The organism is Aminobacter sp. J44 (assembly GCF_007829415.1).
GTDB lineage: Bacteria > Pseudomonadota > Alphaproteobacteria > Rhizobiales > Rhizobiaceae > Aerobium.
The window spans coordinates 17,131-30,530 of sequence record NZ_VLJG01000015.1; the positions used below are offsets into that span (position 1 = coordinate 17,131).

15 protein-coding genes are annotated in these 13,400 nt (G+C 63.5%); 7 read left to right on the forward strand and 8 right to left on the reverse strand.

Annotated features, from left to right (window positions below):
* The first annotated feature begins 37 nt into the window (after positions 1-37).
* The gene (gene rpmG / locus L610_RS07720; RefSeq protein ID WP_024846947.1) at positions 38-205 is read left to right on the forward strand and encodes a 50S ribosomal protein L33; all 168 of its coding nucleotides are present in this window, start codon (positions 38-40) and stop codon (positions 203-205) included.
* 346 nt (positions 206-551) lie between these two features.
* Here the strand turns inward: rpmG and L610_RS07725 are convergent, their stop codons facing one another.
* Positions 552-1,922 (reverse strand): PleD family two-component system response regulator, encoded by a 1,371-nt coding sequence (locus tag L610_RS07725; protein ID WP_024846948.1) that lies wholly within the window; start codon positions 1,920-1,922, stop codon positions 552-554.
* Positions 1,922-2,293, reverse strand: coding sequence for a response regulator (locus tag L610_RS07730; protein ID WP_024846949.1), 372 nt, complete (start codon positions 2,291-2,293; stop codon positions 1,922-1,924). Before L610_RS07730 ends, L610_RS07725 begins: the two co-directional genes overlap by 1 nt.
* 156 nt (positions 2,294-2,449) lie before the next feature.
* Between L610_RS07730 and L610_RS07735 the strand changes: the two genes are divergently transcribed.
* Entirely contained in the window at positions 2,450-2,758 is a 309-nt protein-coding gene (locus tag L610_RS07735) for a DUF3572 domain-containing protein (RefSeq protein ID WP_024846950.1), read from the forward strand.
* A gap of 66 nt (positions 2,759-2,824) precedes the next feature.
* A complete protein-coding gene (locus tag L610_RS07740; protein WP_144703982.1) occupies positions 2,825-4,141 on the forward strand; it encodes a DNA polymerase IV in 1,317 nt (438 codons plus the stop codon).
* A 17-nt stretch (positions 4,142-4,158) separates the two neighbouring features.
* Here the strand turns inward: L610_RS07740 and L610_RS07745 are convergent, their stop codons facing one another.
* The 5 genes from L610_RS07745 to L610_RS20840 all read right to left on the reverse strand — a co-directional run bounded on the left by L610_RS07745 (position 4,159) and on the right by L610_RS20840 (position 9,140).
* The gene (locus L610_RS07745) at positions 4,159-4,971 is read right to left on the reverse strand and encodes a L,D-transpeptidase (RefSeq protein WP_144704097.1); all 813 of its coding nucleotides are present in this window, start codon (positions 4,969-4,971) and stop codon (positions 4,159-4,161) included.
* A gap of 218 nt (positions 4,972-5,189) precedes the next feature.
* A complete protein-coding gene (locus L610_RS07750; RefSeq protein ID WP_144703985.1) occupies positions 5,190-5,477 on the reverse strand; it encodes a hypothetical protein in 288 nt (95 codons plus the stop codon).
* Between the two features lie 103 nt (positions 5,478-5,580).
* On the reverse strand, positions 5,581-8,187 hold the full coding sequence (gene cckA / locus L610_RS07755; protein ID WP_144703988.1) for a cell cycle histidine kinase CckA: 2,607 nt from the start codon (positions 8,185-8,187) through the stop codon (positions 5,581-5,583).
* Positions 8,188-8,445: 258 nt separating this feature from the next.
* Positions 8,446-8,736, reverse strand: a complete 291-nt coding sequence (locus L610_RS20835) for a hypothetical protein (RefSeq protein ID WP_371712971.1) — start codon at positions 8,734-8,736, stop codon at positions 8,446-8,448.
* A gap of 122 nt (positions 8,737-8,858) precedes the next feature.
* The gene (locus L610_RS20840) at positions 8,859-9,140 is read right to left on the reverse strand and encodes a hypothetical protein (RefSeq protein WP_371712972.1); all 282 of its coding nucleotides are present in this window, start codon (positions 9,138-9,140) and stop codon (positions 8,859-8,861) included.
* Between L610_RS20840 and L610_RS20845 the strand changes: the two genes are divergently transcribed.
* Complete coding sequence (locus L610_RS20845; protein ID WP_371712973.1) at positions 9,127-9,336, forward strand: hypothetical protein; 210 nt, start codon at positions 9,127-9,129, stop codon at positions 9,334-9,336. The two genes, L610_RS20840 and L610_RS20845, sit on opposite strands and share 14 nt — an antisense overlap.
* A 175-nt stretch (positions 9,337-9,511) precedes the next feature.
* Here L610_RS20845 and dksA read toward each other — a convergent pair whose 3' ends face one another.
* Positions 9,512-9,928 carry an RNA polymerase-binding protein DksA gene (gene dksA / locus L610_RS07765; protein ID WP_024846957.1) on the reverse strand — a complete coding sequence of 139 codons (417 nt, stop codon included), beginning with the start codon at positions 9,926-9,928 and terminating at the stop codon, positions 9,512-9,514.
* 261 nt (positions 9,929-10,189) lie between these two features.
* Here dksA and L610_RS07770 point away from each other — a divergent pair, with 261 nt between their 5' ends.
* The 3 genes from L610_RS07770 (at position 10,190) to L610_RS07780 (ending at position 13,278) form a co-directional block, all read left to right on the forward strand.
* Positions 10,190-10,693 (forward strand): histidine phosphatase family protein, encoded by a 504-nt coding sequence (locus L610_RS07770; protein WP_144703994.1) that lies wholly within the window; start codon positions 10,190-10,192, stop codon positions 10,691-10,693.
* Between the two features lie 75 nt (positions 10,694-10,768).
* Complete coding sequence (locus L610_RS07775; RefSeq protein ID WP_144703997.1) at positions 10,769-12,217, forward strand: YcjX family protein; 1,449 nt, start codon at positions 10,769-10,771, stop codon at positions 12,215-12,217.
* Positions 12,214-13,278 (forward strand): YcjF family protein, encoded by a 1,065-nt coding sequence (locus L610_RS07780; protein WP_144704000.1) that lies wholly within the window; start codon positions 12,214-12,216, stop codon positions 13,276-13,278. Before L610_RS07775 ends, L610_RS07780 begins: the two co-directional genes overlap by 4 nt.
* The last annotated feature ends 122 nt before the right edge of the window (positions 13,279-13,400 follow it).

A 13,400-nucleotide genomic window follows, 5' to 3' on the forward strand; every position in this document is an offset into this window, starting at 1 on the left:
TGCGGCAACGAGACCCCGAGAAGAGCGGACCTAGAACATGGCCAAAGCTACGACGATCAAGATCAAGCTCCTGTCTACCGCGGACACCGGTTTCTTCTACGTTACCAAGAAGAACAGCCGCACCATGACCGAGAAGATGACCAAGCGTAAGTACGACCCGATTGCGCGCAAGCACGTCGAGTTCAAGGAAACGAAGATCAAGTAATCTTCGCTCCGGCGCTGAAAACGAAAACGCCGCCCTTCGGGGCGGCGTTTTTCGTTTGTGCGGCTATGGAGTTGGAACTGGGGGCCGACCAGCAGCTGACAGCGGTACGAGGAGGCCGCTATACGCCAGCGCCGGCCGGCCGACCCCACGGACCCAGGAGATGCGGCGGACCTGAGCATCATGGGGTGTTTGAAATCAGAACGTGATTGTTTCGCCCCGCCCTGACCCTGCGGAAGATTTGCGCAGCTTCGTGGCAAAATCAATCAATTCTTAACCACGCGACAATTTTTCCTTCCAACAAGGTAAATTCTGTGATCGCCAAGTGAAAAGTCGATTCGAAGGCGGCTCAGGCAGCTGCGGCGACCACCCGGTTGCGCCCGCCGTTCTTGGCCTCGTAGAGCGCCATATCCGCCCGTTTCAACATCGCGCTGACGCTGTCTGAAGGGCCCTGCAGGAAGGACACGCCGACGCTGACTGTGACGTCCAGCGTCCCCTGCCCCGGAATGTCGAACGGCGCCGCAGCAATCTGCCCGCGGATACGCTCGGCGACCTTCTGTGCGATCTCGCCGGGGGTTTCCGGCATCACGACCACGAATTCCTCGCCACCAAAGCGGCAGACGAGATCGATGCCGCGCACGCCCCGGCGCACCCGCTCCGCGAACTCCTTCAGCACCGCGTCGCCGGCGTCATGTCCCCAGCCATCATTGATGGACTTGAAGCGGTCGATGTCGGCGATCAACAGCGACAGCGGCGTTCCGCGGTTCTGTGCCCGCTCGAATAGGGTCTGCAGGTGCGTATCGAGATAGCGGCGGTTGTTGAGGCCGGTCAGAGGGTCCGTCACGGCCATCTCTATGGTCTGGGCCACGGAGGCCCGCAAATGGTCGTTGTAGCGCTTGCGACGCACCTGTGTGACCAGGCGGGCAATCATTTCGTGCTGGTCGAGAGGCCGCACGAGATAGTCATTGACGCCGAGTTCCAGTCCCCGCACGAGCCGCGCGTCCTCGCCCTGATCGGCAAGCAGCATGATTGGTACGAAGCGCGTGCGGTCGAGCGTGCGCAGCTGCGAGCAAAGGCGCAGCGGATCGAAATCCGTCAGAGCGGTGCTGATCAGCACGCAGTCGAAATCACCCTCCGCCGCCTTGAAGAAGGCGCCCTGCGGATCCGTCTCGCAAATAAGCGTACAGCGGCCGCGCAGCATCCGCTGGATTCGGTCGACCGAATGCTGTTTGTCATCGACCAGCAGCACCGTCGGCTGTGTCTCATCGATAGAGGCCCGGCGTGACAGCAACTCCTCGATGCCGATTGCGCGAGTGGTGGAGGCGCGCAGACGCAGCTCGTCGGTGAGGCTCTTAAGCCGCACCAGACTCTTCACGCGCGTCATCAGCTGGAGGTCGTTGGCCGGCTTAGTGAGAAAATCGTCGGCACCGGCCTCAAGGCCGCGTACGCGGTCGCTCACCTGGTCGAGTGCAGTCACCATCACGACCGGAATGTGCTGGGTCGCCGGATCGCTCTTGAGGCGCCGGCAAACCTCGAAACCGTCCATGCCCGGCATCATCACGTCGAGCAGAACGACGTCGACATTGCCGCGCTCGCAGATGTCCAGCGCATCCGCCCCATTGGAGGCGGTCAACACCTCGAAATATTCGGCGAGCAGCCGGGCTTCCAGAAGCTTGACGTTGGCAGGAACGTCATCGACGACGAGTATACGCGCCGTCATTACGCATCTCCCAGATAAGACTTGATGGTCTCGATGAACCTTGCGACTGAGATCGGCTTGGAAATGTAGGCCTCGCAGCCGCCCTGCCGGATACGCTCCTCATCTCCCTTCATCGCGAAAGCGGTGACCGCAATCACCGGGATCGTGTGGAGCTCGTCGTCCTCCTTGAGCCACTTGGTGACTTCGAGGCCGGAGACTTCCGGCAGCTGGATGTCCATCAAAATGAGATCGGGTTTGTGCGTACGGGCGAGGTCGAGCGCCTCCAGCCCGTTGCGCGTCCGGACGGTTTCGTAGCCCGACGCTTCGATCAGGTCGCGGAAGAGCTTCATGTTGAGCTCGTTATCCTCGACGATCATAACCTTCTTCGCCATTGCAACCCTGTCCGGTACTTGCGCACCACCCTCAAGAAGAATTCAGGTGATGCTACATCAATCAGATTGACGAATGGCAAACGAAATAGGCGGCTTGAGAGCTATCCGTTCGGATGAGGCTTGCTCAGCTTGAGCTGCCGGCGCTAAATTCTTCCCATGGCAACGCACCCGAAAGATTCCTCCGCACGCGAAGCTGCCGAGCAGATCGCGATCTCGGCCCTCGGCTTCATCGCCAGCGACCCGGCGCTGATGCCTCGCTTCCTCGCCATCAGCGGCATCGAGGCTTCGCAAATTCGCCAGGCAGCCGCTGAACCGGGCTTCTTTGCCGGGGTGATCCAGTTCATCATGGCGCATGAGCCGACGCTGCAGGCCTTCTGCGAGGCGACGAATACGCCTCCCGCCGACGTCGGTGCTGCTCTGCGCGCCCTGCCCTTCGGCGACGACCGCTTCGACATTTCTACCTGACACGGTCGGCTTGCTGGGCGCAATGGCTTCGCCTAATGTCGCCCTGTTCCTGAAATGTCCGGCGCCATGAGCGGTTCTGCAGCCCCTGTCCTGAAAGGCTTTTGCCGCGACTGCCTCGCGCAGCATGATTCGCCGCGTCCGCGCTGCAGCAAGTGCGGCAGCCCCAGGCTTGCCTCGCATCCTGAGCTTGGACGGCTGAGCATCGCCCACATCGACTGCGACGCCTTCTACGCAGCGGTGGAAAAGCGAGACCGGCCCGAACTGCGCGACAAGCCGGTCATCATCGGCGGCGGCAAGCGCGGCGTCGTGTCGACGGCGTGCTACATCGCCCGCATCCGCGGCGTGCGCTCGGCCATGCCGATGTTCAAGGCGCTGCAGGCGTGCCCAGAAGCCATCGTTATCAAGCCGAACATGGAGAGATATGCCGCCGTTGGCCGGCAGGTGCGCGACATGATGCTCGCGCTGACGCCGCTGATCGAACCCATCTCGATCGACGAGGCCTTCCTCGACCTGTCTGGGACCGAAAAGCTTCATGGCAGGCCGCCGGCCCTCGTCCTTTGCGACTTTGCGCGGCGAGTTGAGGCGGAGATCGGCATCACGGTGTCGGTCGGGCTTTCCTACTGCAAGTTCCTCGCCAAGATCGCATCGGACCTGCAGAAGCCACGCGGGTATTCGGTCATCGGTCAGGCCGAGGCGAAGGAATTTCTGGCCGACAAGCCGGTCACGCTGATCTGGGGTGTCGGCAAGGCGTCCGCGGCGGCCCTGGAACGCGACGGCATCCGGACGATCGGCCAACTTCAGGTGATGGAGCGTAATGAGCTCATCCGCCGCTACGGGACGATGGGCAACCGGCTCTACTACCTCGCCCGCGGCGAGGATGACCGCAAGGTGGAGCCGGAACACGAAGTTAAGAGCGTGTCGGCAGAGACCACCTTCGATGACGACCTTTCCTCGCTCGATGATCTGGTGCCGGTGCTGCGCGCATTATCAGAAACTGTCTCCGGACGGCTCAAGAAGGCCGGGCTTGCCGGGCGCACCGTCGTACTCAAGCTCAAGACCGCCGACTTCCGTATCCGCACCCGCAATCGTCAGCTGCCGGACGCCACGCGCCTAGCAGACAAGATCTTTGCCACCGGTATGGAACTGCTGCGCAAGGAAGCCGACGGCACGCAGTACCGCCTGCTCGGCATTGGCGTCAGCGACCTTTCCGACGACGAGCGCGCCGATCCTCCCGATCTCGTCGACCTGAATGCGAGAAAGCGCGCCATGGCGGAACTCGCCATAGACGCGCTTCGGGAAAAGTTCGGAGGCAAGGCCGTGGAGACCGGCTACACCTTCGGCAAGGGTGTAATAAGGGGCAGGCCGCAGCGCGACGCCGACTAGCCGCCCCCTTGACGCAATCAGATGCCGACCGTTGGGCGGCGGAAGAAGCCGCCAGAGCGGGGAGCCGAGACTTCCTGAACCGGACCTAGCTCGTCCGGTGCCGGCGGCTGAGGCTGCGGTTGCGGCTGCGGGTTGATCTGGCGGGCAACCCATTTCGGCAGCTGCTTCTGCGGGTACATCAGCGGCTCGTCCTGCAACACGACGACATTGGCGCCTACCGGAACGCGGCCGTAGAGGTCGATGATGTCTTGGTTGAACAGGCGAATGCAGCCCGATGAGACCGCGAGGCCGATCGACCACGGCTCGGTGGTGCCATGGATGCGGAACAGCGTGTCGCGCCCGTCCTTGTAGAGGTACAGCGCACGCGCGCCCAGCGGGTTCGTAAGACCCGGTTCCATGCCGTCGGCAAGGTGGCCGTAACGCTCTGGATCGCGCTCTATCATGGACCTGGTCGGCGTCCAGCGCGGCCATTCGGCCTTGCGGCCGATCTTGGCGGCGCCTTCGAAGGCGAGGCCATCCTTGCCGACGCCGATGCCGTAGCGCAGTGCCTTGCCGTTTTCCTGCACGAGGTAGAGGAAGCGGTTGGCGGTATCGATGACAATCGTCCCCGCAGGCTCGGAACGATGGTAATCGACCTGCTGGCGCAGGAAGCGCTCTTCGACCTTGGAAATGTCGGTCGCGGGAATCGGGAAGCGTTCGTCGGGAAGCGGGCCGTACATGGCCAGGTAATAGGGAGACGGACCGGGAGCAACCGCTTGGACAACCTTTCCGGTCGTCGTACATCCGGCCAGGAACACGGGTACGGAAGCAAGGAAAAAGCGCCGGGACATACCCGCGCGGGTCGAGCGGGTGTCCGGTTCACCGGCATCGGTCTTCACACACATAAGCGGACCTGAGACTAGTTCTTGTTGACACGCGCCAAGGGACGCAGGCGAGTGCACCACCCAGATGGTGCTTGATGCTCAATGCCCGCCAAACATGGCGACGAAGGGAGAATCTCGCGGCAGAAAAGTGGCAAGAAGCTCCCGTGGCGCAATTGCCACAGCTGCTAGTTACCCAGAACCTCGTCGTAGGCGCGGAGTGCGCCCGGAACGCCAACGCCAGACAGAATGGCGGCGTTCTCCGGGGTCGGCACGCTCATCGCGGTGAAGGTTCCCACTTCCAGGGAACGGATCGCCTGGTAGGCGGTCACGAGGGACCCGGGACTGATCGAGGAGATTTCCTTGCGGTACAGTCCTTCCGTGCCACCAAAATCTGTGTTTGCACCACCAGCCCTCGCCGTCTGCGACGATGGGAAGAGGTAAGCCACTACAGCAGAAGAAGAATCGACGTACATGGAGGAATCCATCCCGATGAATTGTCCGGGCTTCTAACCTCCATATGTCGCTGCGGGCTTAACCGCCACCTCGCAATTTGATTCAAATGCGAGGTTCCACACCTTACGCGTCGAGCATGTCCTTAACGGTTGTTGCCAGCTGCTTCAGCGTGAACGGCTTGGGCAGGAAGCCGAACTTCGCCTCCTGCGGCAGGTTTTTGGCGAAGGCATCCTCGGCATAGCCCGACACGAAGATGAACTTGATGTCCGGCTGGCGCTTGATCAACTCGCCGAGCAGCGTCGGGCCATCCATTTCCGGCATGACGACGTCGGAGACAACGATGTCCACCTTGCCGCCGAGTTCGTCGAAGATCTCCAGGGCCTCGATGCCGGAGGTCGCCTCGTGAACGGTGTAGCCGCGCGACACCAGCGCGCGCACGCTGCCCATGCGCACCGCATCTTCGTCCTCGACGAGGAGGACGGTCGCCGAGCCGGAGAGGTCCTTCGCCGCGGGCTTTTCCTGGGCTGGCGCCGCCGCTGCAGCAGTTGCGTCGCCATTGGCGGCTGCGGCCTGCGCTTCCTCGTGGACGTGCCTTTGCGCCTCGACGACATGGCGCGGCAGGAAGATGTGGAACGCCGTGCCCTTGCCCACCTCGGACGTGCAGAAGATGTAGCCGCCCGTTTGCTTGACGATGCCGTACACCATCGACAAGCCAAGGCCGGTGCCCTTGCCCACTTCCTTGGTGGTGAAGAACGGCTCGAAGATCTTTTCCAGCACTTCCGGCGGGATGCCGGTGCCGGTGTCTTCGACCTCGACCATCACATAGTCGCCCGGCACCAGTTCGCGGTAGCCGAAGCTCGCGCATTCGGACGCAAGCACGTTGCGCGTGCGGACCGCCAGCGCGCCACCATTCGGCATCGCATCGCGCGCATTGACCGTCAGGTTGACGATCACCTGTTCGAACTGGCCTATGTCGGCCTTGACCGGCCAGATGTCGCGGCCGTGCTCGACCGTGAGCTTGATCTCGTTGCCGACGAGACGCGACAAGAGCATGCGCAGATCGGCAAGCACGTCGGTGAGGTTGAGAACTTCCGGACGCAGCGTCTGCTTGCGCGAGAACGCCAGCAGCTGCCGCACGAGCGAGGCCGCGCGGTTCGCGTTCTGCTTGATGTTCATGATGTCCGGGAAGGACGGATCTGACGGACGGTGGTTCGCAAGCAGCAGGTCCGAGGCCATGATGATGGCGGTCAGGACATTGTTGAAGTCGTGCGCGATGCCGCCGGCGAGCTGGCCCACCGCCTGCATCTTCTGGCTCTGCGCCATCTGCGCCTCGAGCGCCTTCTGCTCGGTCGTCTCGACAGCGTAGACGATCGCCGCTTCCTCGGCGCCGTCGCCAGTGCCGCCATCGGCGACCGCGCTCACATAGAAGCGGATGTGCCGCTCCTCGTTCCCCGGAATCACCGAATCTATCGGCGCGATATCGGCCTGCCGCTGGCGCGCCTTGGCGAGCGCCGCCTCGAAGGCGTCGCGGTCGCGCGGGTGGATGACCGCCTCGAGCTTGACGCGCCGGTCGAGCATGTCGCGGTCAACGACCGCCGCAAACAGCGACAGGAACGGCGCGTTAGTCCGCAGGATGCGCCCCTCCCCATCGACGCCCGCGATCGCCATCGGCGTTGAGTTGAAGAAGCGGGTAAAGCGCACTTCTGATGCGCGCAGGTCTGCCGACGCGTCCTCGCCGTGGTTGCGGTTGAGCACGATCGTTCGCGATGGGCCGGGTGCTCCATCGCGGCTGGCGGTCACGCGGTGCATGAAGCGGACCGGAAGGATCGCCCCATTTACGGTCGACAGGTCGAGGTCGATCACCGCGTTGCGCGTCTGGCCCGGATCGGCCTTCACCGAGCGCACCAGCGCCATGCCGTCGCCGGCGACGATCTGTGAGAGCGTGGTGGAGCCTGGCGTGAAGCCGGCAAGGTCGATGCCCAGCCACTCGGCCAGCGTCGCATTGATATAGGTGATGCGGCCCGCGGCATCGGCGGCAAAAAAGCCGGCGGGCGCGTGGTCGAGATGATCGATCGCCTTCTGCAAGTCGAGGAAAAAGCGCTCCTGCTCCGCGCGCTCAACCGATATGTCGGCGATTTCCCACGCCGACAGCGGTTGCCGGTATCCCGGCACCTTGAAGGTGCGAGCGCGCAGCCGGTACCAGCGCGCGCCGGTGTCCCTCCCCGGACGAATAGCGGTATTGAGGCGAAATTCGCCGTCACCGGAAATTCCGTCGCGCAGGCCCGACGCCAGCCGGTAGACCACAGGCGACGCTTCCGGATTGTCAGAAAGCAATCCTTCGATGGTGCGCACATCAGCGGCGGACGTCGCGCCGATCATTTCGGCATAGGCGTTGTTGGCGTAGACGATGCGACCCTTGATGTCGGTGACGAGCAGCCCCTGCCGCATCGTGTCGACGAAGGAGCGCGCAAGCTCGTCGGCCGTGGAGCGCGGCGCAATCTGGATGAAGCCGATCGCAGCCGTGAACAGGAAGCCGACGCCGATCATCGCCAGCATACCAAGCAGGCCAAGGAGGAACGGATCACCAAACCAGTTGCGGAACAGCGTGAACGCCACCGCCGCAACGATCAGGACAACGATGAAGATGAAGAGGCGCGTGATCGTGCCGGGACGTGCGCTCTGGTCAACGATCGCTGCGGGACGGGTTTCGCCGCCGGTATCCTTCGCCATTCCTATCCTGCCTGACCTCGACGTTAACCTCGCATACATCATGCTTAACAGCGTCCGCAAGCGCGGCTTCGGGCTCGCAAAGCATGCTGGCAATGACCATGCCAGCTTCGCTCAAGCTTCGCGCGCGGCAGAGGCCGCAGACCGCTTGCCGTCTCGTAACGCGACGACTACTGTCCCAGTCATACTCCATAGCCTTAGAGGGAGCGGGCGATGCAGGCTTGGCTAGAGAGTGTTGCGCCGGGATATGGATCAGCGTTGTTATGGACGCTGGCCGCACTGATCGGACTGCTGATCCTTTTGATTGCGATCCGAATCGTTCGCGGTCTCACCTTCGGTACTTTCGTGGCAGGAGGGCGCAACCGCAAGACGCGACTTGCGGTCATGGATGCCACCGCAGTCGACAGCAACCGGCGACTGGTCCTTGTACGCCGCGATGATGTCGAACACCTGCTCCTCATCGGCGGCCCGACCGACGTGGTCGTCGAACAGAATATCCGCATGGTGCCACCGTCGCGGCGTCCCGCACCGGCCGAGGATCACGCCGAGCACCATACTCCCGCAGCAGCCCCGGCGCAGCCCGTACAGGCTCCTGTCTCCGCGCCGATGGCAGCGCCAGCAGCAGCACGCCCCGCGCCTCGGGTCGTTGCACCCGTTGCACCTGCGGCTCCGGCCTACCAGCCAACGGCGTCAACGGCTGGCCCCGCCGTCCCCATGCCGCCAGTGACGCCTCGTCCTGCCACGGTCACGCCGACCGTTTCCCCGTTGGCGACTCGCCCCGCACCGTCGCCGGCACCTGCACCTGCAGTTGCGTCGCCTGCGGCTCCCTCAACCATTGCCAGGGCCGAACCGAAGTTTGGCTCGGCAGCATCGGAACCGGCTCGTTCCCTACCTCCGGTGACGCCGGCGGCACCTGCGACGCCCACCACGGCGGTTCCGGCCGTGGAACCGGTCAAGCCAGTTCAAACAGCGCCGCGCCCGTCGCTCGACGAAAGCCTTCTTCAAGAACTGGAAGAATCGATCGGCAAGGAAGTGAACACGTCCGCAGCGCCTGCCTCGCCGGCTCCAGCGGGATCGCAGACCGACGCCGATCGCGCGCTCGACGATGAAATGAGCCGCCTGCTCGGGGACCTCGGTGCAGTGAGGCGCTGAGATTCTTCAGCCCCACCCGGAACAGATCAGGCCGAAGCTCGCCCCGGCCTTGTGCTTCGTTCACCAGTTCGCGTCGAGCAGTAGTCCGCAAAGAAAAACGGCGCCCGCTTGCGAGGGCGCCGTCTCTGGTTCTGAGAAGACCAAAAAAAATGCGGCCATAGGCCGCCGCAGAAATTTAGTCGTCCCTGTAAACCTTCTCGCGTCGCTCATGGCGCTCTTGCGCTTCGATGGAGAGCGTCGCAATCGGACGGGCATCCAGTCGCTTCAGAGAAATGGGCTCGCCCGTCTCTTCGCAATACCCGTAAGTCCCCTCGTCGATCCTCTGGAGCGCTGCGTCAATCTTTGCGATCAGCTTACGCTGACGATCGCGTGCACGCAGCTCGATCGAACGATCCGTCTCTGACGAAGCCCGGTCGGCCAGATCCGGCAGGTTGGCGTTTTCCTGCTGGAGGATCTCCAGCGTCTCGCGCGCCTCCCGAAGGATCTCGTTCTTCCAGGCGATCAGCTTTGCTCGGAAGTAGGCCTTCTGACGCTCGTTCATGAAGGGCTCGTCTTCGGAGGGAACGTAATCGTTAAGCACGATATCTGACATTCGACTCAATCCCAAAGCTGCGATCCGGCGCCTATATATTCCCCCTGACCAGCTGGCACAAGGTCAAAGACTTGATGAGTCACACACTTGTTAAAGCCTATTTATTAGACACTTAGCGCACCGCATGGGCATCTTTACCTTGCGCTACATCCTAATTGTGCATTGCAACCAACGTTTTACCTCATTGCTTCCCCCAATCGGTCCCGCTAAACATCCATCCCGCGCCGCCCGGGTGCGCGGCAGTCTAGCTGGGGGATCCGCATGCCTCGCCTCTATCTTCTGCGACACGCAAAGGCGCGATGGGCCGAGCCCGGGGTCAAGGACTACGACCGCGGACTGGATGCGTCGGGGAAGGCGGATGCGGAGCAACTGGGCATCGACATGCTCGAGGCGGGGTACCTCCCCAACCTCGTTTTGTGCTCCGGCGCAAAGCGCGCCCGTGACACCTGGAATGCAATTGCCCAGCATGTCGAAGCAGATGACGTCCGCTTTCTAGAAGGCCTCTACAGCTCCGATGCCGCCGGTTACCTCGACATCATTCGTGAGTCAGACAGTACCGGTTCGGTGCTGGTCGTCGGCCACAATCCGATGATGGAGGACCTCGCGGTTGCGCTCTCTCGCGAGGGCGAGGAGCAGGCACTGGCGGCGGTCAGGTGCGGCTTTCCGGCCTGCGGTCTTGCCGTGATCCGCTTCTCGACCGCGCTGGCGGAAATCGCACCGGAAGACGGCTATCTCGAAGCCTTCCTCAAGCCGCACAGCCTCTGAGCGTTCAGCCATCCTCTTTTGCGGATGCGGGCAACGTCCTATATCGGGCGCAGATGAAGCCGCGACGGGGACGACTTGGCCAGCCTCACGACATTTACCGACGACGCGCTGATCGCGCTCGACACGCTTGCTGGCCACGCGACGGGACTGGTCAATCCGACCCTCCGCCTGGGCGTGACGGGCCTCTCCCGCGCCGGTAAGACCGTCTTCATCACCGCGCTCGTCCACAATCTCATTCATGGCGGCCGGCTGCCGCTGTTCGAGGCGCAGAAAAGCGGGCGCGTCGTCCGCGCCTACATGGAGCACCAGCCGGACGACACGGTCCCGCGCTTCCTCTACGAGGATCATGTCGCCGCGCTGCTGGAGCGCCGCGAGTGGCCTGAGTCTACGCGCGCGATCTCGGAACTGCGCCTGACGATCGAATACGAGTCGGCGTCCGGCTGGGGCAGGCTGTTTTCCCGCGGCAGGCTTGCACTCGACATCGTCGACTATCCGGGCGAATGGCTGCTGGACCTTCCCCTGCTGGGCAAGGATTTTGCGCAGTTTTCGGGCGAGGCTTATGACCTGTCGCTGCTTCCGGTGCGCGCGGATCTGTCGGCCGAATGGCGCACCCTTGCAGGCAGCGTAGATCCGGATGCTCCGGCCGACGAAGTAACGGCCCGAAATCTCGCAGAGACCTTTGCCCGCTATCTGAAAGCCTGCAAGGACGACTCGCGCGCGCTCTCGACGCTGCCGCCCGGCCGCTTCCTGATGCCGGGCGATCTCGACGGCTCACCTGCCCTCACCTTCGCGCCGCTGCCGAACCTGCCGGAAGGCAGGGCCAAGCCGGGTTCGCTACGGGCGATGATGGAGCGCCGCTATGAGGCCTACAAGACGCACGTCGTAAAGCCGTTCTTCCGCGAGCATGTCGCGAAGCTTGATCGCCAGATCGTGCTGGTCGATGCCATGCAGGCGATCAATGCGGGACCGGAGGCGGTCGCCGACCTCGAGAGGGCGCTGACCGAAATCCTTGCCTGTTTCCGCCAGGGCCGCACCGGCCTGCTGACCGGCCTGATCTCGAAGAAGATCGACCGCATCCTGATCGCGGCCACCAAGGCCGACCACATTCACCATGAAAGCCACGACCGGCTGCAGGCGATCGTCCGCCGCCTTGCATCTCGTGCTGCCGAGCGTGCCAGCCTCTCCGGAGCCGAGGTCGAGGCGCTGGCGATGGCGGCGGTCCGCGCGACTCGCGAGGGCACGGTCACCCAGGGCAAGGATACGCTTCCGGTCATCATCGGCACTCCGCTCAAGGGCGAGACCATCGATGGCGAGACGTTTGACGGCGAGACGGAGACGGCGATCTTCCCGGGCGACCTGCCCGCCTCGCCCGACGCGATCCTGAAGCCCAACGGCAACCAGATCCGCTTCGTGCGCTTCCGCCCTCCGAAGCTCGAGCGCACCGCCGAGGGCGTCACGCTGTCGCTGCCGCACATCCGCCTAGACCGGGCGCTGCAATATCTGCTGGGGGACAGGCTCGCATGATGCCGCCGCGCAAACCCGCCGCTTTCAAGGTGACGCCGGTAGAGTCTGAGGCAGAGGACGCTGAGCGCCACAACCGCGCCCCGCGCGCGCTTTCCCCTGAACTGGTAACCCCGGTCGAGATCGACGTGTTCGATGAGGAAGAGCAGGCGCTGACCATTCCGCCGCCACCCGTTGCGCGGCGCCGCTCGAAGCTCGGTGCCATCTTCTTCGCTGCCATCGGTATCCTGATTTCGCTGGCACTGGGTCTGTGGGTCGACAGCCTGATCCGCGACCTGTTCTCGCGCTCGGACTGGCTCGGCTGGTTCGCCGCCGGCGTCGCTGCCATCGCGGCACTTGCCTTTATCGTTATCCTCGCCCGCGAGCTGGTTGGCCTTGCCCGCCTGGCCTCGGTCGAGAAGCTGCGCGCAGGCGGCCTCGACGCAATCGCCAGCAACGATGCCCGTCGCGCCCGCGCTTTCGTGCAGGAGCTGTCCGGGTTTGTTGCGCGTCGCCCTGAAACTGCAGCCGGCCGCCGCGCGCTGCAGGACCTCAAGGGCGAAATCATTGACGGCGCCGATCTGGTCCGTCTCGCCGAGGCGGAGCTGCTTGCCCCGCTCGACGCCCGCGCCCAGGAACTCATCCTCGACGCGGCCAAACGCGTATCTGTGGTGACAGCCGTCAGCCCTCGCGCGCTTTTCGACATCGCCTATGTGCTGTTCGAGGCCGGACGGCTGATCCGCCGCCTCGCCGAGCTTTACGGCGGCCGGCCCGGCACCATCGGCTTCATCCGCCTCACCCGCGACGTGCTGGCACATCTGGCCGTCACTGGTGTGGTTGCCGCTGGCGATGAGTTCGTCCACCAGATCCTCGGCCAGGGCCTTGCCGCCCGCGTCTCGGCTAAGCTAGGCGAAGGCGTGGTCAACGGCATGATGACGGCGCGCATAGGCGTTGCCGCGATGGAGACCTGTCGCCCGATGCATTTTGCCGCCGTGAAGCGGCCGGGCATGGGCGATTTCCTTGCTTCGCTAACGAAGTTTGCGAAGGACAAGGGTGCGACAGCGGCGACCGGTGAAAGACGGTGACCAGGCCGCACCTTTGCGTGACAACCCCAATCACAATCTGCTAGACGTCACCCGAAATAGACGAACCGTTAACCATTCTTCTACATGGTTTGGCAGCTGTTCTCAGTTCTGTTCTCGGGTGT

What these genes read in the sequence shown, in the direction of transcription:
- L610_RS07780 (WP_144704000.1), top strand. Translation starts at nt 12,214, where the DNA reads ATGATGCCGCCGCGCAAACCCGCCGCTTTCAAGGTGACGCCGGTAGAG.
- L610_RS07745 (WP_144704097.1), bottom strand. Translation starts at nt 4,971, where the DNA reads ATGTCCCGGCGCTTTTTCCTTGCTTCCGTACCCGTGTTCCTGGCCGGA.
- L610_RS07725 (WP_024846948.1), bottom strand. Translation starts at nt 1,922, where the DNA reads ATGACGGCGCGTATACTCGTCGTCGATGACGTTCCTGCCAACGTCAAG.
- L610_RS07735 (WP_024846950.1), top strand. Translation starts at nt 2,450, where the DNA reads ATGGCAACGCACCCGAAAGATTCCTCCGCACGCGAAGCTGCCGAGCAG.
- cckA (WP_144703988.1), bottom strand. Translation starts at nt 8,187, where the DNA reads ATGGCGAAGGATACCGGCGGCGAAACCCGTCCCGCAGCGATCGTTGAC.
- L610_RS07730 (WP_024846949.1), bottom strand. Translation starts at nt 2,293, where the DNA reads ATGGCGAAGAAGGTTATGATCGTCGAGGATAACGAGCTCAACATGAAG.
- L610_RS07740 (WP_144703982.1), top strand. Translation starts at nt 2,825, where the DNA reads ATGAGCGGTTCTGCAGCCCCTGTCCTGAAAGGCTTTTGCCGCGACTGC.
- L610_RS07770 (WP_144703994.1), top strand. Translation starts at nt 10,190, where the DNA reads ATGCCTCGCCTCTATCTTCTGCGACACGCAAAGGCGCGATGGGCCGAG.
- dksA (WP_024846957.1), bottom strand. Translation starts at nt 9,928, where the DNA reads ATGTCAGATATCGTGCTTAACGATTACGTTCCCTCCGAAGACGAGCCC.
- rpmG (WP_024846947.1), top strand. Translation starts at nt 38, where the DNA reads ATGGCCAAAGCTACGACGATCAAGATCAAGCTCCTGTCTACCGCGGAC.
- L610_RS07750 (WP_144703985.1), bottom strand. Translation starts at nt 5,477, where the DNA reads ATGTACGTCGATTCTTCTTCTGCTGTAGTGGCTTACCTCTTCCCATCG.